This window comes from Shewanella sp. ECSMB14101 (assembly GCF_000773485.1).
In the GTDB taxonomy this organism is placed as follows: domain Bacteria; phylum Pseudomonadota; class Gammaproteobacteria; order Enterobacterales; family Shewanellaceae; genus Shewanella; species Shewanella marisflavi.
In genome coordinates this window covers 55,132-80,900 of record NZ_JSFF01000023.1, presented here as the reverse complement: position 1 = coordinate 80,900, position 25,769 = coordinate 55,132, and the positions used below count along the sequence as shown (strand labels likewise).

25 protein-coding genes are annotated in these 25,769 nt (G+C 51.2%); 17 read left to right on the top strand and 8 right to left on the bottom strand.

From position 1 onward, the window contains the following. Positions 1-49: 49 nt before the first annotated feature. Positions 50-550, bottom strand: a complete 501-nt coding sequence (locus NY07_RS15760; protein ID WP_033540314.1) for a lactoylglutathione lyase family protein — start codon at positions 548-550, stop codon at positions 50-52. Between the two features lie 93 nt (positions 551-643). Between NY07_RS15760 and NY07_RS15755 the strand changes: the two genes are divergently transcribed. Next, the gene (locus tag NY07_RS15755; protein ID WP_033540313.1) at positions 644-1,516 is read left to right on the top strand and encodes a LysR family transcriptional regulator; all 873 of its coding nucleotides are present in this window, start codon (positions 644-646) and stop codon (positions 1,514-1,516) included. A 35-nt stretch (positions 1,517-1,551) separates the two neighbouring features. Here NY07_RS15755 and NY07_RS15750 read toward each other — a convergent pair whose 3' ends face one another. Further along, complete coding sequence (locus tag NY07_RS15750; protein ID WP_033540312.1) at positions 1,552-3,165, bottom strand: AbgT family transporter; 1,614 nt, start codon at positions 3,163-3,165, stop codon at positions 1,552-1,554. Positions 3,166-3,961: 796 nt separating this feature from the next. Between NY07_RS15750 and NY07_RS15745 the strand changes: the two genes are divergently transcribed. The 4 genes from NY07_RS15745 to NY07_RS15730 are packed head-to-tail and all read left to right on the top strand — an operon-like array spanning position 3,962 to position 6,655. Beyond that, entirely contained in the window at positions 3,962-4,531 is a 570-nt protein-coding gene (locus tag NY07_RS15745) for a LemA family protein (protein WP_033540311.1), read from the top strand. A gap of 17 nt (positions 4,532-4,548) precedes the next feature. Beyond that, on the top strand, positions 4,549-5,559 hold the full coding sequence (locus NY07_RS15740) for a DUF3137 domain-containing protein (protein WP_033540310.1): 1,011 nt from the start codon (positions 4,549-4,551) through the stop codon (positions 5,557-5,559). Beyond that, positions 5,559-6,287, top strand: a complete 729-nt coding sequence (locus tag NY07_RS15735; RefSeq protein WP_033540309.1) for a lytic transglycosylase domain-containing protein — start codon at positions 5,559-5,561, stop codon at positions 6,285-6,287. The genes NY07_RS15740 and NY07_RS15735 overlap by 1 nt, the downstream gene beginning before the upstream one ends. A 5-nt stretch (positions 6,288-6,292) precedes the next feature. Continuing rightward, positions 6,293-6,655 (top strand): nuclear transport factor 2 family protein, encoded by a 363-nt coding sequence (locus NY07_RS15730; RefSeq protein WP_033540308.1) that lies wholly within the window; start codon positions 6,293-6,295, stop codon positions 6,653-6,655. 40 nt (positions 6,656-6,695) lie between these two features. Here the strand turns inward: NY07_RS15730 and NY07_RS15725 are convergent, their stop codons facing one another. Continuing rightward, complete coding sequence (locus NY07_RS15725) at positions 6,696-7,535, bottom strand: 23S rRNA (adenine(2030)-N(6))-methyltransferase RlmJ (RefSeq protein ID WP_033540307.1); 840 nt, start codon at positions 7,533-7,535, stop codon at positions 6,696-6,698. 202 nt (positions 7,536-7,737) lie between these two features. On the opposite strand from NY07_RS15725, the gene NY07_RS15720 reads away from it, so the two are divergent. The 8 genes from NY07_RS15720 (at position 7,738) to NY07_RS15685 (ending at position 12,460) form a co-directional block, all read left to right on the top strand. Then, positions 7,738-8,487, top strand: a complete 750-nt coding sequence (locus tag NY07_RS15720; RefSeq protein WP_033540306.1) for a class I SAM-dependent methyltransferase — start codon at positions 7,738-7,740, stop codon at positions 8,485-8,487. Positions 8,488-8,548: 61 nt separating this feature from the next. Next, the gene (locus tag NY07_RS15715) at positions 8,549-9,109 is read left to right on the top strand and encodes a hypothetical protein (protein ID WP_033540305.1); all 561 of its coding nucleotides are present in this window, start codon (positions 8,549-8,551) and stop codon (positions 9,107-9,109) included. Further along, positions 9,106-9,441 (top strand): hypothetical protein, encoded by a 336-nt coding sequence (locus NY07_RS15710; RefSeq protein ID WP_033540304.1) that lies wholly within the window; start codon positions 9,106-9,108, stop codon positions 9,439-9,441. The genes NY07_RS15715 and NY07_RS15710 overlap by 4 nt, the downstream gene beginning before the upstream one ends. A 244-nt stretch (positions 9,442-9,685) precedes the next feature. Beyond that, positions 9,686-10,180: a hypothetical protein gene (locus NY07_RS15705; RefSeq protein ID WP_033540303.1), complete on the top strand. Its 495-nt coding sequence runs from the start codon at positions 9,686-9,688 to the stop codon at positions 10,178-10,180. Between the two features lie 45 nt (positions 10,181-10,225). Further along, positions 10,226-10,819 (top strand): hypothetical protein, encoded by a 594-nt coding sequence (locus tag NY07_RS15700; protein WP_140946950.1) that lies wholly within the window; start codon positions 10,226-10,228, stop codon positions 10,817-10,819. Positions 10,820-11,064: 245 nt separating this feature from the next. Further along, complete coding sequence (locus NY07_RS15695) at positions 11,065-11,280, top strand: DUF7661 family protein (RefSeq protein ID WP_033540301.1); 216 nt, start codon at positions 11,065-11,067, stop codon at positions 11,278-11,280. A gap of 29 nt (positions 11,281-11,309) precedes the next feature. Then, positions 11,310-11,852 (top strand): DUF2937 family protein, encoded by a 543-nt coding sequence (locus tag NY07_RS15690; protein ID WP_033540300.1) that lies wholly within the window; start codon positions 11,310-11,312, stop codon positions 11,850-11,852. A gap of 134 nt (positions 11,853-11,986) precedes the next feature. Then, positions 11,987-12,460 (top strand): peroxiredoxin, encoded by a 474-nt coding sequence (locus tag NY07_RS15685; protein WP_033540299.1) that lies wholly within the window; start codon positions 11,987-11,989, stop codon positions 12,458-12,460. 89 nt (positions 12,461-12,549) lie between these two features. Here NY07_RS15685 and NY07_RS15680 read toward each other — a convergent pair whose 3' ends face one another. The 4 genes from NY07_RS15680 to ompR form a co-directional block, all read right to left on the bottom strand. After that, a complete protein-coding gene (locus tag NY07_RS15680; protein WP_033540298.1) occupies positions 12,550-13,395 on the bottom strand; it encodes a hypothetical protein in 846 nt (281 codons plus the stop codon). An 86-nt stretch (positions 13,396-13,481) separates the two neighbouring features. After that, positions 13,482-15,446 carry a methyl-accepting chemotaxis protein gene (locus NY07_RS15675; protein ID WP_033540297.1) on the bottom strand — a complete coding sequence of 655 codons (1,965 nt, stop codon included), beginning with the start codon at positions 15,444-15,446 and terminating at the stop codon, positions 13,482-13,484. Positions 15,447-15,551: 105 nt separating this feature from the next. Continuing rightward, complete coding sequence (gene envZ / locus NY07_RS15670; protein ID WP_033540296.1) at positions 15,552-16,862, bottom strand: two-component system sensor histidine kinase EnvZ; 1,311 nt, start codon at positions 16,860-16,862, stop codon at positions 15,552-15,554. A 34-nt stretch (positions 16,863-16,896) separates the two neighbouring features. Then, positions 16,897-17,622, bottom strand: coding sequence for an osmolarity response regulator transcription factor OmpR (gene ompR / locus NY07_RS15665; RefSeq protein WP_011867431.1), 726 nt, complete (start codon positions 17,620-17,622; stop codon positions 16,897-16,899). A gap of 385 nt (positions 17,623-18,007) precedes the next feature. Here ompR and greB point away from each other — a divergent pair, with 385 nt between their 5' ends. The 4 genes from greB to NY07_RS15645 all read left to right on the top strand — a co-directional run bounded on the left by greB (position 18,008) and on the right by NY07_RS15645 (position 25,259). Continuing rightward, positions 18,008-18,490 (top strand): transcription elongation factor GreB, encoded by a 483-nt coding sequence (gene greB / locus NY07_RS15660; protein ID WP_033540295.1) that lies wholly within the window; start codon positions 18,008-18,010, stop codon positions 18,488-18,490. A 221-nt stretch (positions 18,491-18,711) separates the two neighbouring features. Next, positions 18,712-20,505: a thiamine pyrophosphate-binding protein gene (locus NY07_RS15655; RefSeq protein WP_033540321.1), complete on the top strand. Its 1,794-nt coding sequence runs from the start codon at positions 18,712-18,714 to the stop codon at positions 20,503-20,505. 127 nt (positions 20,506-20,632) lie between these two features. Then, the gene (locus tag NY07_RS15650; protein ID WP_033540294.1) at positions 20,633-22,996 is read left to right on the top strand and encodes a Tex family protein; all 2,364 of its coding nucleotides are present in this window, start codon (positions 20,633-20,635) and stop codon (positions 22,994-22,996) included. A 298-nt stretch (positions 22,997-23,294) separates the two neighbouring features. Further along, positions 23,295-25,259 carry an LTA synthase family protein gene (locus tag NY07_RS15645; RefSeq protein ID WP_033540293.1) on the top strand — a complete coding sequence of 655 codons (1,965 nt, stop codon included), beginning with the start codon at positions 23,295-23,297 and terminating at the stop codon, positions 25,257-25,259. Here the strand turns inward: NY07_RS15645 and NY07_RS15640 are convergent. Beyond that, complete coding sequence (locus tag NY07_RS15640; protein ID WP_033540292.1) at positions 25,252-25,743, bottom strand: hypothetical protein; 492 nt, start codon at positions 25,741-25,743, stop codon at positions 25,252-25,254. The genes NY07_RS15645 and NY07_RS15640 overlap by 8 nt on opposite strands. Between the last annotated feature and the right edge of the window lie 26 nt (positions 25,744-25,769).

Here is a 25,769-nt window from a genome sequence, read left to right as displayed (position 1 = left end):
TCCCCGCTTATCCGCGATGAACCTTTTTTATGGGCTGATGAATTAGCGATTAGTAAGCGCCTTCGCTATAGGTCAGTTCATAGCTATGGCTGTAAATCTCTAAGATATTGCCAAAAGGATCTTCCATATAGATCATGCGATAAGGCTTCTCGCCTGGGTAATAGTAGCGAGGCGCCTTCATGCGCTTCTTACCACCGGCGGCCACAATCTTCTCGACCAGGCCTTCTAGATCTGGATCTTGTACGCTGAAGTGGAACACCCCAGTTTTCCAATACTCAAAGTTATCCTCAGGGTTTTGCTGATTCGCAAACTGGAATAGCTCGACGCCTATCTTGTCGCCGGTTGCCAGGTGCGCGATACGAAACGAGCCCCAACCCTCACCAAAGACGTCGTTACACATCTCGCCAATTGGACTGTCGTCTTCAACAATCTCTGTGGGTTCCATTATGAGGTACCAGCCTAATACCTGAGTGTAAAACTCAACGGCAGCCTCGAGATCCGGCACCGAAATACCTATGTGAGAAAAAGTTCTTGGGTAAGCCTTGTTCATGTTGTGCTCCTGTCAATTGAATTGGGTATAGCTTACAAATTGAACTAAATTATGTAAAATTATCAAAATTTATAATTTTAAGTACAAAACGTAATGATAAATCCTGTTTGGCTACGAAGTTTCTGTACGCTGGTGGAGTTGGGGCACTTTACGCGCACCGCCGAGCGACTCTATATGACGCAATCTGGTGTGAGTCAGCATGTGCGTAAGTTAGAGGAACAGCTGGATGCCCAATTGCTGCTGCGTGAAGGTAAGCAGTTCTCCCTTACCCATGCCGGTCGCCAGTTGTATCAAGAGGGACAAGAGATACTCCTGTCGCTGGCCAAGTTAGAGCAGGGGATCAAGCAAGATCCGCCCTTTGCCGGTTTGGTGCGCTTAATGTCGCCTGGTAGCGTCGGCCTTAAGCTCTATGGCGAGTTGCTGGATCTCCAATCAGCCCATCCGCAGTTGTCACTGGATTATCGCTTCGCCTCCAATGCCGGTGTAGAAACCGCAATAGCCGCCTTAGAGACGGATATAGGTTTAATGACCCGTCAGCCTAATCTTGAGGAGGTAGAGGCACAGCTGATTGCTAAGGAACCGCTGCTCTTGGTCACTCCGGCGAGTAAGATGCCACTCACCTGGACGGCGTTGCAGGCGCTGGGATTTATCAATCATCCTGATGGTGCTCACCATGCCAAGTTACTGCTGGGGGCCAACTATCCTGAGTTTGAGCAGGGCGAGCAGTTACCAAGCAAAGGTTTTTCTAATCAGATAGGGTTGATTTTGGAGCCGGTAAGTCGCGGCTTAGGATTCACAGTCTTGCCTGCCTATGCGGTGGAGGCCTTTGCCCATCAAGGCTTGATCTCGGCTCATGCTTTGGAGGTGGAGGTGAGTGAGCCCATCTATCTTTGCCGTCGTCGACAGTCGGTACAACCCAAGCGGGTCGACTCTGTGGTCGGGGCGATTAAAGAGCTATTAAATTAGCGAGGCCAGTGATTTCACCGGCCCCGCATCGGGTTTTAAGGAGTGTAGTAAGTGGCGGCACCCGGGCCGACTGGCAATCCGAGGGCGAATACCCAGATAAAGAAGAAGCAGGTCCACCCGATAAAGAAGACGATGGAGTAAGGCAGCATGGTGGCAACCAGTGTGCCTATGCCGAGATTCTTCTTATATTGGGAGGCTACGGCCAGGATCAGGCCAAAATAACTCATCATAGGGGTGATCAAGTTAGTGACAGAGTCACCGATACGATAGGCGGCCTGAATGGTTTCGGGGGCATAACCCACCAACATCAACATGGGGACAAAAATTGGTGCCGTCACCGCCCACTGCGCCGAGGCGCTGCCCAGCATCAGATTGATAAAGCCACACATCATGATAAACAGCAGGAACACCAGCGGACCTGTGAGGCCGATGGCGTTGAGGGCATCTGCGCCAGTAACCGCCAGTACGGCGCCCAGGTTTGTCCATTTAAAGAAAGCGACAAACTGCGAGGCGAAGAACACCAGTACGATATACATGCCCATGGTGCTCATGCTGTGGGACATGGCGTCGATGACGTCTTTATCTCGCTTCATGGTACCCACTACCTTGCCATACACCAGGCCAGGAATGGCGAAACAGATAAAGATGAAGGCCACTATACCCTTGAGGAAAGGGGAACCGGCAACCAGCCCTGTTTCAGGATGACGCAGCGGCGCGTTTTCCGGCACCACGGAGAGCGCCAGAATACCACCAAGCACTAAGATGGAGAGCCCGGCCATCTTGAGCCCCTTGACTTCGAGCGGCGTGACGCTGTCCATTTTCTGATTTTGGAGATCTAGGCTGGCCTCACTGGCGTCATATTTGCCCAGCTTAGGCTCGACAATCTTCTCTGTGACCAAGGCGCCGAGGAGGGTGATGACGAAGGTTGAGACAAACATAAAGTACCAGTTGACCTCAGGGCCTACCAGATACTCGGGATCGATCATCTGCGCCGCCGCTTCTGTGATGCCCGACAGCAGAGGATCTACCGTACCCAGAAGCAAGTTGGCGCTATAGCCGCCGGAGACACCTGCAAAGGCCGCGGCCAGACCCGCGAGAGGATGACGCCCGAGGGAGTGGAAGATCAGCGCGGCCATGGGGATCAGCACTACATAACCTAGCTCGGCGGCGGTATTAGAGACGATACCAGCAAAGACGATGGTCAGGGTGACCAGACGCTTTGAGGCGCCCATAACCAAGGTGCGCATAGCGGCCGATAGCAGGCCAGAACGGTCGGCAATGCCCACGCCCAGCAGTGCCACCAATACAGTGCCTAAAGGCGTAAAGCCGGTAAAGTTAGTCACCAGGTTGGAGACTATCATCCTAAGGCCTTCGGCATTCATCAGGCTGACCACATGGATCAGACCATCTTCGCCCCGTCCTGGTGCACCCACTGGGCGGGGGTCATTGACTGTCAGCTCGAAATAGCCGGCAATACCGCTGATCACTATGACGGCGGCGCAAAATAGGGCGAAGAGAGTGATGGGGTGAGGTAAAAGATTTCCTAGGCGTTCGACCACGTTAAGAAAGCGGACAAACAGGCCGTTTTTGCTTGTTGAGGGAGTCGGGGGATGACTAGCCGCCAGACTCTCTTCTTGATTGGAGCTCATGGTTCTTCCTTCATCTTGGGCATCTTGGTACCCATTTATTTATGACCGCCACGGGGCGGTAAGATAACCGTTTATGATGAAGGCATTGCTTTAACTGAAGCTTAATTTGGCGCCAATACTCAATCTTAGTTGCGTATAGGGGTGGCTTGCAGGCAAAAAAAAAGCCCAACTTAAAGTTAAGTGGGCCAATAAAAGGATGATGATTGAAACCAAAACCCAGCTTGGGAAGATAGGGTTGCCTCTTGGTTGATTGAAATATTAGCCCAACTTGGCTGTATGAAGACTGAACAGCAGAGCAGTCTGCTTTAGGTCAGGTTTAAGGCTGATTTGAATACCCAGCTGCCTGTTGTTTAATCTCTGTGCAAGTAAATGGTAAAGACTCGTCCGGTTGAACCAGTTGGCTCATAAATCGCCTAGCTCTGGCCTATTTTTATTCGAATACCTGTCAATGTGTTATCTATCTTAGTGTTATTCCCTTGTATTACTGGGCTTTTCATTATTCTGTAACTTTTTTCGTTATTTTATCTGTCTGTTTGATATAGATAATTAGTTTTGATGTGACACTTATTGTGACTTTTGCTCTGTATGATTGAAAAAGATACTCATTAGGCCGAAAAGCAGGCTTTTGCGGCGGATAAAGTTGCAGATTCCCCAATTTAGCTGAAAAAGATGAATATAGCAGCAGCGAAATGGCGAAGGGAGAGCCGATAAATTGCTGGAAATTATCGCGAAAATCGGTGAAGCTGGTGCGTTAATCAAAGACAGATAACAATAACTAAAGGGAAGGAACTCAAAGATGGAAGGTTTGCTGTTAGGCCTTGGCCTAGTCGTTATCATCACCTACCTCTGGTATGTCAGCCTGATCAAGAAGCGTAACGCGGTGCGTGAAGCCTTGTCGGGTATCGATGTGCAGTTGAAGAAGCGCGCTAATTTGGTGCCCAACATTCTTAAGATCGCACAGAAATTTATGGATCATGAAAAGTCGCTGCTGACGGAGATCACCGCGCTACGTACGCAGGTCACCGCGGGTTATGATCTTAATGACGCGGCGGCGATTAAAGAGCACTTGGGATTGGCCGAGCAGCTCAATAGCAAGATGGGCCAGTTGATGGTCAGCGTCGAGAATTATCCCGAGCTTAAGTCTGATCAAACTATGGTGCAGGCGATGCGCACCTATAGCGAGGTGGAAGAGCACATCTCGGCGGCGAGACGTTTCTATAATGCTGCGGTATCAGAACTGAATACGGCGGTGGAGATCTTCCCTGGATCGATTATCGCCTCTATGGCCAAGGTCAAGGCGATGCCTTTTTATGAGGCCGAAGAGGCCGCAAGAGCCCCCGTGGACGCTGCCGATTACCTAAAATAAATCCCAGTCTTGAATAGATGAATATATTGAGTTTTATCCTCGGTGAGCCGATCAAGGCCGAGCGTCAGCCACAACGTTTGGTGGCCGACCCCGAGGAGCAGGAGCGGTTTAAGGCCTATTACGACGAGCATATTGAGCCGCTCACTCGTAAATTTGAAAATCATAGAGTTGCTAGCCTTAAGGCGCTGCGCGGTCGTCTCTATACCAGTCTGGGTATTCTCCTGGCCGTGGCAGCCTTGATTTTTATCTTTAGTGTGTCTGGTTACCTGGATATCCCTTGGGTCTTCTACATTGTTTTATTTCTGCCCTTCGCCTGGTGGTGCTATCGGCCGGTGAAGCATTATAAATCCGATGTGAAGCGAGAGGTGTTTCCTAAGATCTTTCGTTATTTCGGCCATGACTTTATCTTCAGCACCAGCCATAGCATGAGCCTAACTCAGCTTAAGCGTTCCAAGTTATTGCCTGGCTATGATAATGCCAAGTTCGATGATTATGTGCAGGGCACTTACAAGGGCGTGGAGATCGCCATCAATGAGCTGTGGCTCACCAAACAGGTTAAACGCGAGAAGAGTACCGAAACAGAAACTGTTTTTCGTGGTGTTATGGTGCAACTCAGCAGCCATAAGGCGTTTAAGGGTCATACTGTGGTAGTGAAAAATCGCGGTGGCTTGGTGAACTTTCTCTCCAGCAGCTTTAAGAGCCTGAGCCGGGTTAAGCTCGAAGATCCCAGGTTTGAAGAGCGCTTTGATGTATTTTCAAACGATCAAATTGAGGCGCGCTACCTGCTTACTCTCGGCTTTATGGAGCGTCTGCAGTCTCTCGCCAACCTGTTTGCGAAAAAGATCCAGTGTGCTTTCTACGAAGACAAGTTATTGATCATGTTGCAGAGTGGCGACAATCGCTTCGAGTTAGGCTCTATCTTCGACGGCGCCACCTTCGAGTACGAGTTCAGCCAAATAAACCGAGAGATGAAGCAGCTGTTTGCTATCATTGAAGTACTCAAACTCGATCAAGACATTGGATTTTAATGCCCGTTGCAGTGCGTCATGCCTATTTTGCCCTACAGCTGCTGTGCCTCTGGCTCGGTCTGGCGCTGTGCTGGCTGCAGGACGCGGCGGCGCAATCGGAAAAGCCGCGCTACAAGGCGAGTTACTCTAAACATGGCATCTTAAGTAACAGCGACGCACCGCGCCTAGATGACACCGACGATAGTAAGATCAAAGTCTATCAATATACCCAGGCCAACGGCGTAGTGGCCTTTGCCGATCATGCACCGGGCCATAGTGAGTTCAGGGTGCTCTTGTATGAATGCTTCGCCTGCAAACCTGACTCAGATCTCGACTGGCAGAAGATACCGCTGTTCAGCGCCGAATATGATGAGTTGATCTCTCGTGCCGCCAAGACCTACGGTTTGGATCCTGCGTTGATCCGCGCCGTGATCCACGCCGAATCTGCCTTTAATGTATTTGCCCTGTCGCGCAGTGGCGCCATGGGCTTGATGCAGTTGATGCCAGGCACAGCCGAGGAGATGGGCGTTAAGAATCCCTACCGACCCGAGCAGAATATCGATGGCGGCGCCCGTTATCTGGCTAAGATGCTGGCAAGATTTGATGGCGATATCGATCTAGCTTGCGCCGCCTACAATGCCGGTCCCACCACTGTGAGCCAGTACAAGGGTATTCCGCCCTATCCAGAGACCCAGGCCTATGTGAAACGGGTCAAGATACTGTTGAAACGCTATCAGAAATTGGGGTAGTCAAGATGCAGCAGATCGTTATCGAACAGGAAATTGCGCTGCTTAACCCAGAGGTGCGTACCGATCCTAAGGCGCTCGACCAGCTTATTCATGTCGATTTTCTTGAGGTGGGGGCGACGGGCGTGAGTTTTGGTAAGCCAGAGGTGTTGGCGCGCCTGCCCAAAGAGAAGCCGCCGGTATTTAAGGTGACAGATATTCAGTATCGGTTATTGAGTGCGGATCTGGCTCAGCTTAACTATCGCGCCTGTTTTAAGCCGGTGAACGAGGTAAATAAGCGCTATTCGTTGCGTACCTCGTTGTGGAAGTGCGAGGCCGGATGCTGGCAGATCATCTATCATCAGGGCACGCCCTGCGCGCCCTTCTTCTAACTACTATTGCAACTACTAGGTCTCGGTACTATTTAGGGCGCTATTCGCCCACTTCCCAGGTGACTTGAACATGGCCGCCACCCTGATTAAGCAGCGGGTGCAGGTAATCCAGGGTCGATTGCGCGATCTCATCGAGTTGCCAGGGGGGGTTGATCACCCAAAGGCCTGCGGCCGTCATGCCAAACTCTTCGCTGTCGGGTTTGATGGCTTGTTCTATCCGCAGCTGCTTCTTAATGCCGCTCTGTTTCAGCATGTCAAACATGGCTTCGGTTTGTTCACGCTTCACCACCGGATACCAAATCATATAGACCCCGGTAGCAAATTTCTTATGCGCCTTAATAACGGCTTTGGCGACTTCCTGGTAATCGCTTTTAATCTCGTAGCTAGGGTCGATAAGAATGACCCCGCGGCGCTCCAGCGGCGGCACAGCGGCCAATAGCCCCTTAAGACCATCGCCCTTGATCACCTTGATCTGCTTGTCACCGCCCAGTTGCTCATCTAGCAGCTGATGATCGGCGCCGTGCAGTTCGTGCAATACCATGCGGTCTGCGTCGCGCAGGTTCATGTCAACAAATGCAGGTGAGCCTGGGTAAAGTTCGAGTTCGTCACCGCTGTTGAAGTGTTTGATATCGCCTATGTATTGGCCAAGCGCCTCGGGCAAGTCCTGCTTATCCCACAGCTTGGCGACCCCCGCTAAATACTCGCCCGTCTTCTGTGCAAACTCGTCTGACAGTGCATAGCCACCGGCGCCGGCATGGGTGTCGATATACACCAAGGGCTTATTCTTCTTATGCATCAATTTCAAGGTTTGCAACAAGAGGGTGTGCTTAAGCACATCGGCATAGTTTCCGGCGTGGTAGCCGTGGCGGTAACTTAACATGAAGATTCCAGATGGTGAGGGCGCTAGCCTGATAGGGCGATTATAGGGGGGATGCCCGCCTAGGTACAGAGAGTTGGTGAGTGCGTAACAGCGTGCCACGCATAAAGAGCGTATTCAGCGTGGTGCACTTTTGGCATAATGTCGGCGTGATTTCTTAATTTACCGAGCCAAAGTGACTGCATCATCAACAAATGTTCTGCCCATGGGGATCTTTTTTAATCGCCAATACCCGACTCTGGAAGCCGTGTGTGACCGTTGGGGCTTAGTGTTCGATAAGGACGCCCTGTTTGAGTTGGTGTTTGAAGATGACTGCCTCATCTTGAACAAGCGCGACGAGCCCAAACTTAAGGGAATATTTGTCGATTTTGTCTCTGGCGCCGTGGCTCACAGACGTAAGTTCGGTGGCGGTCGAGGCCAGGCTATTGCTAAGGCCGTTGGTCTTAAACAAGGCGTGACCCCTAGTGTGGTTGATGGCACCGCAGGTTTGGGGCGAGATGCCTTCGTGCTAGCCAGCCTAGGTTGCACTGTGACCATGGTGGAGCGTAACCCTGTGGTCGCCGCCCTGTTGGAAGATGGTTTGCGCCGCGCTTATGAAGATGCCGATATCGGCTCCTGGATGCAGGAACGCATGCGTCTGGTCCATGGCTCTAGCCTGACGGCGCTGGCAGCCTTGGGCGAGCAGGTGGATGTGGTCTATCTGGATCCTATGTATCCTCACAGGGAAAAGTCGGCCTTGGTGAAGAAAGAGATGCGCGTATTCCAATCGCTGGTGGGCGCCGATCTCGACGCCGACGGCCTGCTGGCCCCTGCCATGGCCCTCGCCAGCAAGCGCGTAGTGGTCAAACGCCCCGACTACGCCGACGATCTCGACGGTGTTAAACCCAGCACCCGCATCGAAACCAAGAAGAACCGCTTCGATGTCTACGTTAAGGCCGCGATGAAGAGCGAGTAGTGGTTTAGGATTTGCTGGCTTTACCAGCCTTAATTCAGGCAGCAATACATGGAGAGTTGATTTGCAAAATACCTTGGTGAGATGGCTTACTCTGGCCGCTAGTTTAATGTTTGGTATCCTCCTAAGCGCTTCATCAGTACTCGCTTGTGATCTCGATGCGATGGTTGCTATCAATACATCCATACAGAGATCTAATGACCTGAAGACGATAAAGGCTGAACTGGAAAAGTGTGGGCAAGGGGTAGGGACACTGGATTTCGAAATAAAGCGACGTGTTAATAAGTTATATATTGGCGGTGGAGATTCAGAGGTTCAGAAATTTAAAGTCGCCTCATTGACTACACTTTACCTGACTACCGGTGACACATCTTATCTGGATGAGCTTAAAAAAAGTTTTTTGGCAACAGATCATGGTCATTTAGAGTATTGCATGTGGCAGTATTTTTCTGGGCAAGAAGTCTGTGACCGGAAGAAACTGATTGCTCTGAGTGAAAGAGATTTACCGCATGCAACTTGGGCTAGCGCGAATTTTACGGTCGATCAGCAAAGTCGATTGGCGTTGTTAGCAAAGGCTCCAAGCAAGGTCATGTTGATGCAGAAGCCGAATATCTTATCGCAGTGATTGATAACGATAGCCCCGATTTAGCAGAGTTAAAGGAGCGGTTATTTAGGCTAATTGATTCTGGAGAGAGCATTGATGCAGAGGTTTATTATCTCAGAATGCTTAATTTAGGTCGGCAACCTTTCACACATAACCCGAAGTTAGTCGTTGAACTTGCCACTAAGTTTCTAAAATATCGGGATATTCCTGAGTACTATTACCTTCTTTCAATTGCTTATTTCGATTTGGAGAATGAGATCCTGTTCCGTAAGTATTTAAATCTTGCTGCTGAAATGGGCAATGAACATGCAATTTCGTTTAAGAAAAGTATAGAAGAAGCCGATCAAAAATGAGTTCAGAAAAGTAGCCATAGTCGTTAAGAAACTGCTACAAATCTTCATTTATTACGGCTTTTGCTTTTCATAGCATAGCCGCCTCTTTGACATACATCCTTCTGTCCAGCACAACGCTATTATTCTCTCCTTCTACTACAGAACCTCGGGGTAATGGTATATGTAGTCTATGTCAGCTTATGTTCCCTATGATAATGTTGTGAGTTAACTGTGCTATGTACCCAGTGGGTCAGGGATTATAAACATGAACAAGTATTGGCTGTTATTGGTATTAGCTTTCGGTATCGAGAGCGTCGGTTTTTGTTCCGCGACAGAAGAGACCCACGAGCGTGTAGATGAGGTAGTGCTAGATTTTTTAGCTGATCTTGCGCAGATTCAGGTCGAGGAAGGCGAGATTATTTCAAGTAAAATAAATAGTATTTATAAAAGTTCACACTGGGTTGACGTTTCCCTAGGTGATATGCGCAATGTGGACAGCTATTTTGTCAACGCGCCATTTTTAAGCTTAGCAAAGCTGAATGATGGGAAGGTTATACAATCCAAGGTTGTTGATAAATATGCATGTGTATTTGTCGCAAATGAATCTGTTATTGGTGGTTTTTCTTTAGTATATGAAGATGGATGGAAGTTTATGGCTCCATCTGTTTATTGGGAAGACCAGAAGCTTTCGAAAGAGTGTTTAGCATTGAAGTTTGAATTAGGTTTAACGGATAAGGAATTTATTACTTTAAAGGAATGAGTGTGGCTTAATAGCTTGCCAGAGATTATAGATGTGAGAGTGCGTATGAAAAAGTATCTATATGCTGTTATGTTTTTCTATTTAATCTCTATCACTGCTCATGCTGAAGATGGGGTGACTACTTTAGACTTGAAGGAGGGTGTTGTGTTTGAGTCCTTGATAGTCAAACGTAACGAACTACATAAGAGTTATTATAACTTTAAGTTAAAGCTTAGCCCCTATTTTGAGCATGGAGTGTGTTTTAGAGATTTTATTGAGTTGGAAATGATCGGAGTGGATTACCATGCAGATTATAGAAAGAGTGCTTTTCTGGGCGGAGAGGTCTCAAGTATAGATTGCGAGGAGCAAAGGGATTTTGTCACAATTGAAAATATGGCAAATAGACAAGATTTTAAAATTATTAATGGGTTTCTTGATAGCTTTGAAAAGTCTTGTGAAAGTTTGGAGTCAAATGTTTTAAGTAATGGGGTTAGTGTCAATGAAATTTGCAATAACACAAAAGTCATAAAAGTTTCGAAAGATTCTTTCAGAAATCAAATTAGATATGAAGTTACGCGCAATGATGCTAATAAAAGAAAAACCTATGTGCAAAGTTTTAAGACTGATGGTTCTTACGAGTTGTATAAAATAATGCATTAGATTTTTTGTGTCGGTGAACTAAGGGATTCCATGATGATTTTAGCCCCATTTAAAAAACTGCTGTTTACGCCGCTTGCTCTGTTTAATCGGTTTTTATTGTAGCTCTTATGATTCAAAAAGCGCCTGGATTTAATTAGAATTTAATGTTTTAGTGGAGGTTGGCTTAGTCTGTCAGATTGTGCATGCAACGATAAATGTTCGACACTATAACTAAGTTAGCATTCAATAATATCTAGGTGCGTGAGATGATAAGGATTAATGTGTTCGGCAGGTCCATGTCGGTGCGGCGCGTTGGCGAGGAGTGGCAGTTGTTTAGTGAGTCGCAAACCGGGATGCGCAGCCGTGTCTATGATGTGGTGATTCCGCCCGAGCTGACGGAAGATCAGCTGCTAGGTTATCTGGATGATATCTATCACGAACAGGCCAGTGCCCAGCACCCAAAGGTTAGCTTAGAGAGCTAGTGATCCGTTAAGACAAGGGGAGGGAAGTGATGATAAGACGCTTGATGGATTACCTGAGATTATTGCTCTTTGTCTGTGGCGTTCTGCTCGGGGTGCAGGTTCCCGCTTTTGTCGATCAGTATGGCAAGGCGCTTGCTGCTCATACCCAGGAGGCTAAACAGAATTTGGCAGAATTTCAGCGCGATGCGGACCGTTTCTTTGGCGGCGATCTCGATAAGCTGATTACCCACTATAAGCAGAATCCCGACGCCGTGTTTAATGCCGGCGGCGAGAGCATAGAGGCGATTTATCAAAGGTATCAGTTGCTGTCAGAGGCACTGACTGAGTTTAATCAATCAACCTACGGCGGTTTCGACAGGCTTGTGCTGGCGCCTCTGCCTGAGATCCGTGACCAGGTATGGCAGAATTTCAGCCATAGCATCTTGCTAGATGGCCGCGCTATCGGCTTTGGCTTGGTGTTTGGTCTGCTGTTTGCCATGCTGTGTGAACTGACCCTGCACGGCTGTGGCCGCTGCGCTCGCGGCGCCTATCGCCACCTGCGCCCAAAAAACCAGGCGCATTCAGGGGCGTGATATATAGAAACCCTAAGGTTAGTCTGTGTTTGTCTTGATGAATAACGGCTATGCTTCAGGTATCTGCTTAGGTGAGTGACATGACAAGGCCAATTTGGCTGCCTAAGTTTACTGTTAACCATAAGGATTTTTCCATGATAGCCCAAGGACAAGCATTACCCGCCGCCACGCTAGGCGAGCTGACCGAAAACGGCATGGTCAACCATGATGTAAAAGAGCTGTTTGCTAACAAGAAGGTGGTACTGTTTGCCGTTCCCGGCGCCTTTACCCCAACCTGCTCTGAGGCGCATCTGCCCGGTTATGTGGTGCTGGCGGATCAGTTTAAGGCCAAAGGGGTCGATATCATCGCCTGTGTATCGGTTAACGATGCCTTTGTGATGAAGGCCTGGGGCGAGGCGCAAAATGCCAGTGAATTGATGATGTTGGCCGATGGCGATGCCAGCTTCACCAAGGCCTTGGGCCTAGAGATGGACACCGCTGGTTTTGGCGGCATTCGCTCTCAACGTTACGCCATGGTGATAGACAATGGCGTGGTAACTTTGCTGAATGTTGAGGCGCCAAAGAGCTTTGAGGTCAGCAAGGCCGAGGTGGTCTTGGCCGCGCTGTAATCCGGTGGATTTGAAAAGGGAGCCTAAGGCTCCCTTTTTGTGGCTTGTGCTGCTATGGTGTTAGCCGCCGTGCACTTAGCTGCAATGCCTTAGAAGTAATGCACATATTCTACGGCAACACGATATAGGGTGTCGTCGAAGCCCAAGAGGTCTACCTCATAATCACGACTGATATATTGGGTCATGAAGTGCAGCAGATTGTTTTGGTTCGCCAGTGGTGTGACGACCTCGAGAGTGAGTCTGTCCATGGTGTAGAACTTGTCAGCATCGTAGCCCCACTGACCATCGAAGCGTGCCCATTTAGCGGCAAGCTGCACACCTGAGTGGGCGAAGGTGTACTTATTGCTCCACTCGAAGAAGTAACCCAAACCGGCACGGTTGAGCTCATCTTCGGTGCGGCCCATCTCTTCTCGCGGCCAGTCGTCATCTTTTTCTTCTTCGCTATAACCCAGCCCCAGTGTCAGGCCGAGATCATAGTGATTGATATCGTTAAATCGACGGTTGAGTGACACTCCGGCCACCGCTAGCTGTTCAAACTCTTCCAGCTGTTGGCTGTTGTAATGCCCCTCATAACGGCCGTGGAAACTCAATAGATAGTCTTGCTGCTTGCCGAAGCTGGCAAACGGGCGCTGATAGTTAAAGCGCAGATCCATGGAGTTACGGTATCTATCTTCGTCATATTTTTCAGAGTCGCGCTCATAGTAGTAGGTAGCGCGCACGCGGAAGTAGTTGTTGTCTAGCTGGTAAAGATTGTCGTAGCGCAAGTCATCCCAGATAAACGACAGACCGCCGCCGCGAGACATAGAGCTGAACTCTGAGTCCGGGTAAGACTCAAGACCAGCAATGAGCGACATGGCGAAAGGAGAGTTGTCGGAATCTGCAAGTGCAGAAAAGCTAAGTAGACCGACTAAGCCCAGTGCTAGTGGAGTTTTCATGAGGCGCCTCTGTGAATTCATCATCCGTTATGATGCACGCACATTAGCATAAAAGGCGATATTTTACAGTAGACTAAGCTGAATATTTAGGCCGCGCTTTGCAGTGGAGACTGCTGTTCGCTGATGCCGAGACTGGCTTCAATGTCGGCCACGCCTTGCGCCACTTCATCGGCAATCACCTCACTCTGGCTGGCGGAGGCCATGGCGTGTTGTTTGAGTGATTCCATCGCCTGAGACAGGCTGTCCAAATGGTTGGCCTGATCGCCGCTGAAACGAGCCCCCTGCTGGGCAGTCTCTGTCATCTCCTGGGATTGCTGCTGTACCGTCTGAGTGACTTGCCATAGCTTCTGAGCGCCTTGTGCCTGTTTTTGGCTGGTGCTCGCTATCCCCTCGACGCTAAGGGTGAGCTGTTGGTTGGCGTCGGTGAGCTGACTCAGGATGGTCACGACCTGCTGTAGTGATTCTTGAGTACGCTGTGACAGGCTACGCACCTCGTCGGCCACCACAGCAAAGCCGCGTCCCTGTTCGCCGGCGCGGGCGGCCTCGATGGCGGCGTTTAAGGCCAGCAGGTTGGTCTGTTCGGCGATATTGCCGATCACATCGAGAATAGTGGAGACATCGTTGACCGAGGTGGTCAAGCTATCCAGCGAACGATGGCAATGGCTCACCGCCTGCTGAGTCTCATCGGCGGCGCTCATGAAGGCCTGAACCTCCTGCTGGCTGGCAAGCATCTGGCTATGGGTTTGCTGGGCATGTTGCTCGACCTGGCTGGAGAGCTCGCTCACCTCGCGGGCGATGGCTCGCACCTGCTCTGTCTGGTTCTGCGCCGTATCGACTATGCCCAGGGTGGTTTCGGTCCCCTGAGTCAGCTCGGTAATGCGGTGTACTAACTGCGACAAGGAGGTGGAGATCTGGCCTATCTTAACTCTTTGTGCGGCATCTTCGGCCTCGAATCTGTCCAGCAACTGGTTGAAGTGACCGGCTATCTGACCCGTCTCACAGCGACGCGCTATGGTCAGGCGTTCACGACTGTTGGACTCGCTCAGGCGCATGAAGGCCTGATTCAGGTGCTTAAGTGGTTTCACCACTCGACGTTGCTGCAATAACAGATAGATGAGGGCAAACAGCGCCAGCACAGATACCACGCCATAGAGCAGGGTCTGTAGTTGTTGTTTGAGATGCAGGTTTTGCGCTTGCTGGGCCTGACCTAACTTCAGCAGTTCATCTTCGATGCGCACGATAGCGGCCATCATCGCCTCTTGAGCCTCCTGATTGGCGGTCAGTAGCTGGTGGGTGTTGCTCACCTCTTTGCCATAGCGCTGACTGAGGGAGAGGAGTTCACTGTAGTCGCTTTCACCTATCTCTATCTGCTCGGCTTCATCGTCGCCCAGGGCAAACTCGTCGGCCTCCATAGTCTCATACAAGCCTATTAGTGGCAGCTTAGCCAGTTGATCATGCCACTCGGTCAGCGCCTGTATCTGTGTGGCCAGCAAAGGTTTTAGTCGTTGATCTTTGCCTATCAGGTAATCCTGGGTCAGTTGTGACAGCTGATAGACCAGGGGCGGCAGGCTCTGGGTCAGTTGCAGGTATTGCTTGGCGAGCTTGGGGTGTTCTACTAGTCCCTTGTCGGCATATTCGGCCAGGTGCTGATTGTAGGAGAGCATCTCGCTCTCGGCATGGGCCAGCAGCTGACGCGGATTACCGGCCAGCTTGCCTGCGGCGCGGTATTGACTGTCTAAGTCGTTAATAAACTTGGTGATAGATTGCTGCAGTCGGCTGGCCTCTTCATGGGAGAGCTGGTTGAGACCGGCGGCGATAGTCTGCAGTTGTTGTCTGGCGTTGTTGAGTTGCTGGCTGTTGCCTGTGCTCAGATAGTTTTCCAGTTGACGGCGCACCTCCAGCAGAAATTGCTGCTGCAGCTCGGCGAGCATCTGATTTTTCTGCTCTATCTGCGCGCGCTCCTGATTGCTCCAAACGACAACACCAGCCAGCAGTGCGGCCAGCAATAACAGAGTGGCAGAAGCCCAGAGAGAGAGGGTGGAAATTTTCATGATCAAGCGCCAATGACAGTTTGCGCCAGAATATGACGTAAAGATTGCAAATTGATGACATTGGTGACCAGGTCTGAGAAGTCAGACAAGCGAGTGGTGTCAGTACTACTCCAGCGGTAACCATACCTGGGCGTGCAGGCCGCCTTCGGGTCGATTGGTGAGGACAACCTTGCCCTGATGGCGATCGACGATACGTTTGATGATCGCTAGCCCCAGCCCAGAGCCGACACTGCCTCGGGCGATATCTCCCTGAGTAAACGGCTGAAATAGCTTGGGGATCTGCTCGCTGGGAATGCCGGGGCCATTGTCTTCAACACTGAAGCCGACCCTGCGCCCGTCGAAGGTGGAGCTTAATTTTACCCAGCCGTTGCCATAGCGAAAGGCGTTTTCCACCAAGTTGCTGATGATGCGTTTGATTGCCACCGCTTGCATGGGGATTTCGGGGCAGTCACTGAGTGCCAGCACGATTTCAGCATCACGATTGGCCTCGGCTTGAGCAATATCTTGCAGCAGATCATTGAGTTGTACCTGTTCGCGATTGGCTTCCTGATCTTGACGAATATAGGCGATAAACTGATTGATGATGGCATCCATATCTTCGATATCGTGCACTATCCCCTCTTTAAGGTATTCATCCTCTTCCACCATCATCTCGGAGGCGAGACGAATGCGGGTCAGTGGCGTGCGCAGGTCGTGGGAGATCCCCGCCATCAGTAAGGCTCTGTCCTGCTCCAGTTGCTGCATACTGCGTGACATCCGGTTGAAGGCGTTGGTTACCTCGATGATCTCGGTAGAACCGGTGAGTGGCAGGGGCGCGGGATAGTCTCCACGGGAAACTGAGATAGCTGCTTTCTGCAAGCGTTTCAGCGGCTTGTTTTGTTTTCGGGCAAACCACCAACCGCCGGCGACACTCAGGGCGCCGATCACCATCAGATAGAGGGTCAGTGGCGAGAGGCCAAACTCGTTAAAGCCGGTTAAGGGGACCTTGATCCAGACACTGGGCGCCTGAGGCGGCCGGATCCAGATCTCAAACTCCTTGCCCTGGGCGATGCGCACTTCCGCCTTGCCGCCCAGATGCTCAGACATCTGCGCCGATAACAGGCTGTAGTAAGCGGCGCGTTCTACCCCGGCCTCGCGAGCCTGTTTGAGGTTGTAGATCTCCATGCTATCGTCGCGCACCTTGGCATTGAGGGCGTCGACCATAGAGAGGTGTTCGCGGCCGACATCTATGCCGTCAACAAACAACAGGTTGACCTGACGGGCGATTAGCTGATTGATCTGTTGGTAGGTGGGCTGAATAAAATAGACAGCCACCGAGAGGTAGGAAACCAGCTGGTTAACCAGCAACAGGGAACCGATCAGCAGCACCGTTTGACTAAAGGCGCTGCGGGGCAGAAAACGTTTAAACCATTTCATTGCGAGGGACGATGGGCGGCAGGGTTAGCCAAGGCTAACGCCGCGCTGCACCGTCGGGCACAAATACATAACCTAGGCCCCAGACAGTCTGGATATACCTTGGGTTGGCGGCATCTTTTTCGATCAGTCGGCGAAGACGTGATACCTGTACGTCGATAGAGCGTTCCAATGCCGAATAGTCGCGGCCGCGGGCCAGATTCATCAGCTTATCCCGCGACAGTGGCTCTCTGGGGTGACTCACTAAGACCTTAAGTACGGCAAATTCGCCGCTGGTGAGTGAAATAGCCTCTTCACCGTGGTACATCTCGCGGGTGGCCAGGTTAAGGGTGAACTCACCGAAGGTGATCTCCTCTTCCTGCTGTGTCGGCGCGCCTGGTACCTCGGGCGCCTGACGGCGCATGACCGCCTTGATGCGAGCCAGGAGTTCTCTGGGGTTAAAAGGTTTAGGCAGGTAATCGTCGGCGCCCAGTTCCAGCCCTATGATGCGATCTACCTCATCGCCTTTGGCGGTGAGCATCACGATTGGAATCGTGTTGCCGTTCTGGCGCAGGCGACGGCAGATAGAGAGGCCATCTTCACCTGGTAACATAAGATCCAGCACCAATAAATGGAAGTTTTCCCGCTCCAGCAGCCTGTCCATCTGCTCGGCATTGGCGGCACTTCTGACCTGATAACCCTGTTCCATCAGGTAACGCTCTAGTAGGGCTCTAAGCCGCATATCATCATCGACGACGAGAATTTTAGAGGTTTCTTGTCCCATGCTCTCTATCCCTTATTTCAGTGCGATCGGCTCGAGGTTTACCGCTCAACTGGCTGATATTCAATATTAATCTTATGTGCCTGCTTAATATAGCCGCTTTGCTATTTAAAAGCCTAGCGGGATTTGATCTTTGGCCTTTGGATAAAATCGCTTTGCTAGACTAATTTTAGCTGTAATTGGCTGATATTAAATGTGAATATTTCATTCTTATAGCTGTTTCGGGAAATTGTAACCAAATTGAAACCCTGTTCTTTGGCTCACATAAGGCCTGCTTGCGAGCTTGGCTATTGTTTTTCAGTCGGCCCCATGGGTATTATCAGCCGAAAAGAGGCCGATGCCTTAGGCAGACTGCCGGGTATCCTTATTGAGTTGCATTGAGAGAAAGATGAAAGCCATGTTGATCACCCGTGAAGGGTGGCAAGCGCTCGATAGAGAGCTTAAGTATTTGTGGAAAGAGTATCGCCCTGAGATCACCAAGAAGGTGCAGGAGGCGGCGGCTCAAGGCGATCGCAGTGAGAATGCTGATTACACTTACAACAAGCGTTTACTGCGCCAAATAGACAGCCGTGTGCGCTATCTGGTGAAGCGGGTGGAGGATCTGCAAATTGTCGACTACTCCCCCCAGCAGGAGGGCAAGGTGTTCTTTGGTGCCTGGGTGGAGCTGGAAAACGAGGCGGGCGAAATTGTACGCTATCGCATCGTCGGTAAGGATGAGCTGGATACCAAGCTTGGCTATATCACCATAGACTCGCCCATGGCCAGAGCTCTTATTGGTAAGCAGGTGGATGACGAAGTGGTGGTTAACACGCCCGCCGGTAAGAAAGAGTGGTACGTCAACAAGATCCAATATAAGGCCTTTGAAGACTAGCGGCCAAAGTAGGATGTAAGCCTGAGGTAACAGGTCATCCACTTTTTAACTGATTGATATTATATTTAATATTTAGCTCTTAGCTTAGTTGTAACGAAATCTTGTCACCCTGGAGATCATCTGTCATTGCCTGGCCCCTGATGGCTTGATGATCTCGATCAAAGCGTCGCATTGCGACTCCTCCTAGGCTACAGGCTGTTTTGGATAACCGAGAGCCTGCCGTGTCTGTATCGATTGAATCTAATTTTGGCGCCGATTACGCCGCCCATCTACCCTTGTTAGGCGATAGCATCGCCGAACTGCTTGCCTTCTTTGCCGTGAAGCGTGTCTATGGTGTTGGCGGTGACTTTGTCGCTAATCTGATTAATGCGCTGGATAAGCAGGTCGCGGTATTGCCGTCCAGCAATGAGATGCACGCAGGTTTTAGCGCCTGTGCTCAGGCCGAGTTAAACCCACTTGGTGTCTGTATGACCACCTATACGGTGGGTAGCTTGCCTTGCACCTCGGCGGCCGCCTTAGCGCGCACCGAAGGCCTGCCTGTGGTATTTATCTCGGGGGCGCCCGGTGAGGCAGAGATCAACAGTCAGGCGCTGCATCATAGTGTGCATCCTCATACGGCTTGGCATACGGATCTCGATGCAGCGCTCAACGCCTTCAAGGCGTTGGGAGTGCGCGCCGAGCGTCTGCAAGGCCAGCGTCATAGCGGTCAGCCTAATGTGGCGGCTGAGCAATTTTTGCAGCTGCTGCTTCATGCCTATGTGAACCGTCAACCCGTGTATATCGAGGTGCCGCGCGACCTCATCTATCAGCCGACTCAGGCATTAAACCTGCCTAGCTGCCCGAGTGAGTTAAGGCCGCAGGCGCTCAATTTGAGTGGCGCCGAGCTGATCGCCAATCAGATCCGCACTCAGCTGACTCGTGCTAAGGCCCCCTTGGTATTCATCGGTGAGAAGCTCAGGCTTAACCCGGCGCTACTGGAAAAGATTCTGACCTTCTGCGAGCATCACCATCTGCCCTATGCCACCACTTGGTTTGGTAAGGGAATGCTGGATGAGTCAAAGCCGCTCTGTTTAGGCAGCTACAATGGCGTGTTTAGCCGTTTGCCCCAGCAGCAGTATATCGAGTCAGAGGCCGATTATGTGCTGGAGCTGGGCACGGCGATTTTCCCTTCTGACACCAACAATGCCTTTAGCAGTCAGACCTATGCCATAGACAATCACGGCAACAAGACGATGCTGAAGGGCACAGCGCAGTGGGAGACTGACGTAGATGCGGTGATCTCGCTGCTGATTGAGCAGCCGCTGGCATTGCAGACGCAAGTCAACCTGAACCCAATAGAGGCAGAGAAGCCAGCGCCGCAAGCAGAGCTTGGCTATCATCTTCTGGCGGCGGGAATTAATGCTGCGCAGCAGGCAGCGACTCGCCCCTTCATCTTTGTGCCAGAAGTGGGTAACTCGCTGTTTGCCAGCTTTGAACTCGACACCCTTGGCAGCGATATTGGTCGCAGCTATCTGGCCAATCCTTGGTATGCCGCCATGGGCACCAGCCTGCCTTACGCCAGAGCCGTAGTAGACCAACTCGCCGAGCTGGGAAGCGATCAGAGCGTGGTGGTGATCACTGGCGATGGTGGTTTTAACTTTCAGGCCAATGAGCTGATCAATCTGCAAAAGCAGGGCGCAAACTTAGTGGTCGTCTATATGCGCAACAACATCTTCCATCTGGGCAAGGCCGGTGATGCCCCCATCTATGCCTGTAATCACGAGGGATTCGATCCTAAATTATTGATTCAGGCCTATGGCGGCAAGGGGCATCTGTGTCAGTACATTGGTGAATTTGTTGATACCCTGTGTAGTTGCGTCGCCAGCGGTGGCTTGCACCTGATCGAAGTGCCAGCACCGATTGAAGAGGCGGCGCAGAGCGATACCACTCAGAAGCTCAACTGTTATATCGGCTATCGCAATGGTGATGTCGAGGCGATTTCACGCTGGCAAGAGTTGTGCGAACAACGCGGCTAAACTGAGAGATGTGTCGCCTATTTAACTCGCCAAAAACTGGGGTTGCGACAGATAGGGCGTACAACTTAGTCCGTGCCTGTGTTATCTTTGGCGGCAATTAACTCTCTATTTGGGCACGATGTAATCTATGCAAAATATTGCACAAATCATCGCTCAGGAACTCAATGTTCGTGAGCAGCAAGTGACGGCAACTATCACTCTACTGGATGACGGCGCGACGGTACCTTTCGTGGCGCGTTATCGTAAAGAGGTCACAGGTGGTTTAGACGATACCCAACTGCGCACGCTATATAGTCGCCTAGGCTATCTGCGCGAACTTAACGATCGCCGTCAGGTGATCCTCTCCAGCATCCAGGCCCAGGGCAAACTGACCAGCGAGCTACAGGCCGCTATCGACCAAGCCGACAGCAAGACGCGTCTGGAAGACCTTTATCTTCCCTATAAGCCTAAGCGTCGCACCAAGGGGCAGATCGCCATCGAGGCGGGACTGGAACCTTTAGTGGATCGTTTACTTGCCGATCGTCAGGCGGATATTGAGGCCTTGGCGAGCGAGTACCTCAATGCCGAGGCGGGTTTTGATGACGTAAAAGCTGTGCTCGATGGCGCTCGTTTCATCCTGATGGAGCGTTTTGCCGAAGATGCCGAGCTGCTGCAGAAGGTGCGTCAGCATCTGACCCAGAGCGCCGTGCTCGAAAGCCGTGTGCTTAAGGGCAAGGAGAAAGAGGGCGCCAAGTTCAGAGACTATTTTGAACACAGCGAGAAGCTGATGAATGTGCCGTCGCATCGTGCGCTGGCCATGCTGCGTGGTCGCAATGAGGGCATTTTGAGCCTGAGCATGAATGCCGATCCCGATAACGAGTCTAAGCAGGGCAGCTATTGCGAGGTGATTATCGCCGATCACTTTAACCTAAAGCTCAGTGACTCAGCGGTGGATCAGTGGCTTAAGCTAGTGGTCACGTCGACCTGGCGCATCAAGATCGCTTTGCAGATGGAAACCGAATTTATTGCCAAGCTGCGTGAACGCGCCGAGACCGAGGCGATTAACGTCTTCGCCCGTAACCTGGGCGATCTGCTGATGGCAGCCCCTGCCGGTGCTAAGGCGACACTGGGGTTAGACCCAGGGCTGAGAACCGGCGTCAAGGTGGCCGTGGTGAACAACACGGGTAAGCTGATGGCGCACTCCACCATCTTCCCTCATGCGCCGCAAAACCAGTGGGAGAAGTCGATCCGCACCTTGGCCAATCTGGTTAAGATGCATAAGGTTGAGCTGATCGCCATTGGCAATGGCACGGCGTCGCGCGAGACTGACAAGCTGGCGGGAGAGGTGATTGCAGCGGTGAAGAGTGAGATGCCGACACTCACCAAGATCATGGTGAGCGAGGCGGGTGCCTCTGTCTATTCTGCCTCTGAGTTGGCGGCGGAGGAGTTTCCCGATCTGGATGTATCGATTCGTGGCGCCGTCTCTATCGCCCGTCGTCTGCAGGATCCTTTGGCCGAGCTGGTGAAGATCGAACCTAAGTCTATCGGTGTGGGACAATATCAGCACGATGTGAGCCAGAGTCAGCTGTCCCAGTCTCTCGAAGCCGTGGTGGAAGATTGTGTAAACGGTGTTGGCGTGGATCTCAACATGGCTTCTATGCCACTATTGACCCAGGTTGCGGGCTTAAACAAGACGCTAGCGCGTAATATCGTCGAGTATCGCGACCAGAATGGTCAGTTTACCTCGCGTAAACAGCTGCTTAAGGTGCCACGTCTCGGTCCTAAGGCGTTCGAGCAAGCCGCCGGTTTCCTGCGTATTCGAGAGGGAGAAAACCCATTGGATGCCAGTGCTGTGCACCCCGAGACCTACGCCCTGGTTGAGCGTATTGCCAAGGCGCAACAACAGGCGGTCGATGCGCTGATCGGCAACAAAGATCTGCTCAAGCAGATCGATGCTAAGGCGTTTGTGACCGAAGAATTTGGTTTGCCTACCATAGAAGATATTCTCAGCGAGCTGGATAAGCCGGGCCGTGACCCTAGAGGCGAGTTTAAGACCGCCGTGTTTAAGGAAGGGGTCGAGGAGATCAAAGATCTTAAGCTTGAGATGATCTTAGAGGGCGTGGTGACCAATGTGACCAACTTCGGTGCCTTCGTCGATATCGGTGTGCATCAAGATGGTTTGGTACATATCTCCTCGCTTACCGACAAGTTTGTCAGCGATCCCCATACCGTGGTGAAGGCGGGTGATGTGGTCAAGGTGAAGGTGATGGAGGTCGACGTTGAGCGTAAGCGTATCAGCCTGACCATGTGTCTGGATGAGAAACCCGGCGAAAAGGCAAGTGCTCATCAGGGAGCCAAGGGGCCTGCTAAAGGGCCACAGGGTAAGGGAAGTCAGGGTAAAGGCCATCAAGGCAAGAGCCAGCCTAAGGGGCAATTTAAGCAGCCTAAGGCACCCGCCAACGCGGCCATGGGTAACGCCTTTGCCGATGCCTTTGCTAAATTAAAAAAATAGCCAATAAGTAAATAAAGAAAAAGCCAATTCCTTTAGGGGGATTGGCTTTTTTTGTTTCAATATTCTCGTGTTTCCTATCTCTCAAGCCGCTCGTGCAGGCACCCTTCGACAAAACTTTCACCTTGTGACTGCTCTACTAGATGATGGCCAGACTTGTCTATTTTCGTTGATTGTGCGCACTTTGAAACATAATCCGAACCAAAGCGTTAATTTTATGTCAAACTATCGTTCGACGTGCGCAAGAAAACAAGTGCTTCGCCAGAAAGCATTCGACTATATAAAAATACTTGGAAAATTTATGACTAAAGTTAAGTCAGCTTTGGGGCCCTTTGGCGCCATTATCTATTTTGGATTGATAGCCTTAGCCATCACGACACTGAGCCGTATCGGCTTAGGTATATGGCAGGCCGATAGGGTGGCAGCCGTGGATGGCTGGTCTCATCTTCTGTTACAGGGATTGAGAGTGGATTTCGCCACCCTGTGTTGGCTCTGGGGTATCGCGGCCTTAGGGACAACACTCTTTGCCGGCGATCACCTTGTGGGACGTGGCTGGAAGTCTGTGCTCCGAGTCTGGCTGACTCTGGGGCTGTGGTTGATGATTTTTCTAGAGCTTTCTACTCCCTCATTTATTGAGGAATATGGCCTAAGGCCGAACCGTCTCTATATCGAGTACCTTATCTATCCCAAAGAGGTGCTCTCCATGTTGTGGACCAGCCGTAAGGGGGAGATATTTCTCGGATTGCTGGTCACTAGTCTTAGCCTTTGGGGTGGCTGGCGCCTGAGTGGGCGCTTACTCAAAGATGTAGTTTCCCCTCGCTGGTTATGGCGTCCGATAATAGCGCTGCTAGTGATCGCTGTGACCTTGCTGGGCGCGAGATCTAGTCTGGGTCACCGTCCACTGAACCCTGCCATGGTTGCCTTTGCCGATGATCCTCTGGTGAATTCTCTGGTAGTTAACTCCTCCTATTCTTTGGTGTTTGCCATTAAGCAGATGGGGGCCGAAGCTAATGCCTCTGAGGTTTACGGCAAGCTGGATAAGAGTCAGATCATCGACAATATTCGTAAAGACAGCGGTCGCCCGCTGAGCGCTTTTATCTCAGAGTCTCTGCCCAGCGTGACCTATAACCAGGCAAGTTATCAAGGTAAGCCGAAGAATTTAGTGATCATATTGCAGGAGAGCCTGGGAGCGAGGTTTACCGGCTATCTTGGCGGCTTACCCCTGACGCCCAATATCGACGCCTTGGCAAAGGAGGGGTGGGCTTTTAACCGTCTCTATGCAACAGGTACCCGCTCGGTTAGAGGTATCGAAGCGGTGACCACAGGTTTTACACCGACACCGGCGCGATCTGTGGTCAAATTGGGTAAGAGTCAGACAGATTTCTTTACCATCGCCGATCTGCTTAAGATGAACGGTTATCAGACTCAGTTTATTTACGGTGGTGAGAGTCATTTCGATAACATGCGCAGCTTCTTCCTGGGTAATGGTTTTAGCGATATCGTCGACCAGAAGGATTATAAAGATCCTGCGTTTGTCGCTTCTTGGGGTGTGTCGGATGAAGATCTGCTCAAGCGGGCCAATGATGAATTCGAACAGTTCCATAAAGAAGGTAAGCCTTTCTTTAGTTTAGTGTTTAGTTCATCTAACCATGAGCCTTTCGAGTTCCCTGATGGCCGCATCGAGCTTTATGAGCAACCCAAGCAGACCCGCAACAACACCGCCAAGTATGCCGATTATGCGGTGGGAGAGTTCTTTAAACTCGCTAAGCAGTCCAGCTACTGGAAAGATACCCTGTTTGTGGTGGTGGCCGACCATGAGAGCCGTGTCGGCGGTGCATCGCTAGTGTCTGTTGAGCAGTTTAGGATCCCGGCGATCATTCTGGGGGATGATATTGCCCCTAAGATGGACCAGCGAGTGGTGAGCCAGATAGATTTGGGGCCGACGCTTTTATCGTTAATGGGGATATCGGGCAGCTATCCTATGCTAGGGCGAGATCTGACCCAGGTGGATGACAACTGGCCTGGCAGAGCCCTGATGCAATATGACAAGAACATGGCCTATCTGCGTGGCGATGATATGGTGATCCTCCAACCCGAGCGTGAGCCTACTGGTTATGTATATGACTTTGAGAGCAAGACGCTTACCCATAGCCCTCAAAGCGATGAGATGAAGCAGATGGCCCTGTCATGGGCGCTGTGGGGGAGCATGGCTTATCAGCAGCAGCTATATCAAACGCCGCAGCAGCAGGTAGCATCGATTAAATAAAGGTGGATAACTCAGGCTCTCCCTTAGGGAGAGTTTGGGTTTGATAGAAGTTGGCGACATGGGCCGACACACTCTGATAGAAGCTGGTGGCCTGATTGTCGAATCGAGTCTTGGGTTTCTGCGATTCCTGTGGTGATTCAGCCTGTGGCAAGCGTATGTCACGACGGGCCAGCGCAGGTTTCATGATCAAAGGCCGAATGATGCCCGCACCTTGTTTCGCCTGTTGCTGTTGTTGCTGACCTTCCTGCTGATGTTGGCCCTGACCCTGCTGTTTGGCCTGAACTTTTTCGTTGAGCCTAGCTTGTACATTGGCCTGATCGGCAGCGCGCTCGTTCTGCGGGTTAAAGGGGCGCTCTTCGTTGCTCTTGGCCATCTGAGGCGCAGGAATAATAGGCGGGCGTTGCTGACTTTCTACCCGTGCGCTATCGGTCGCGGCGTTGGTCGTCGCGATCGGCACTTGCGGATAGTTGGTCACCACTAACATAGAAAACTCCTAGACGGTTGCCTAAA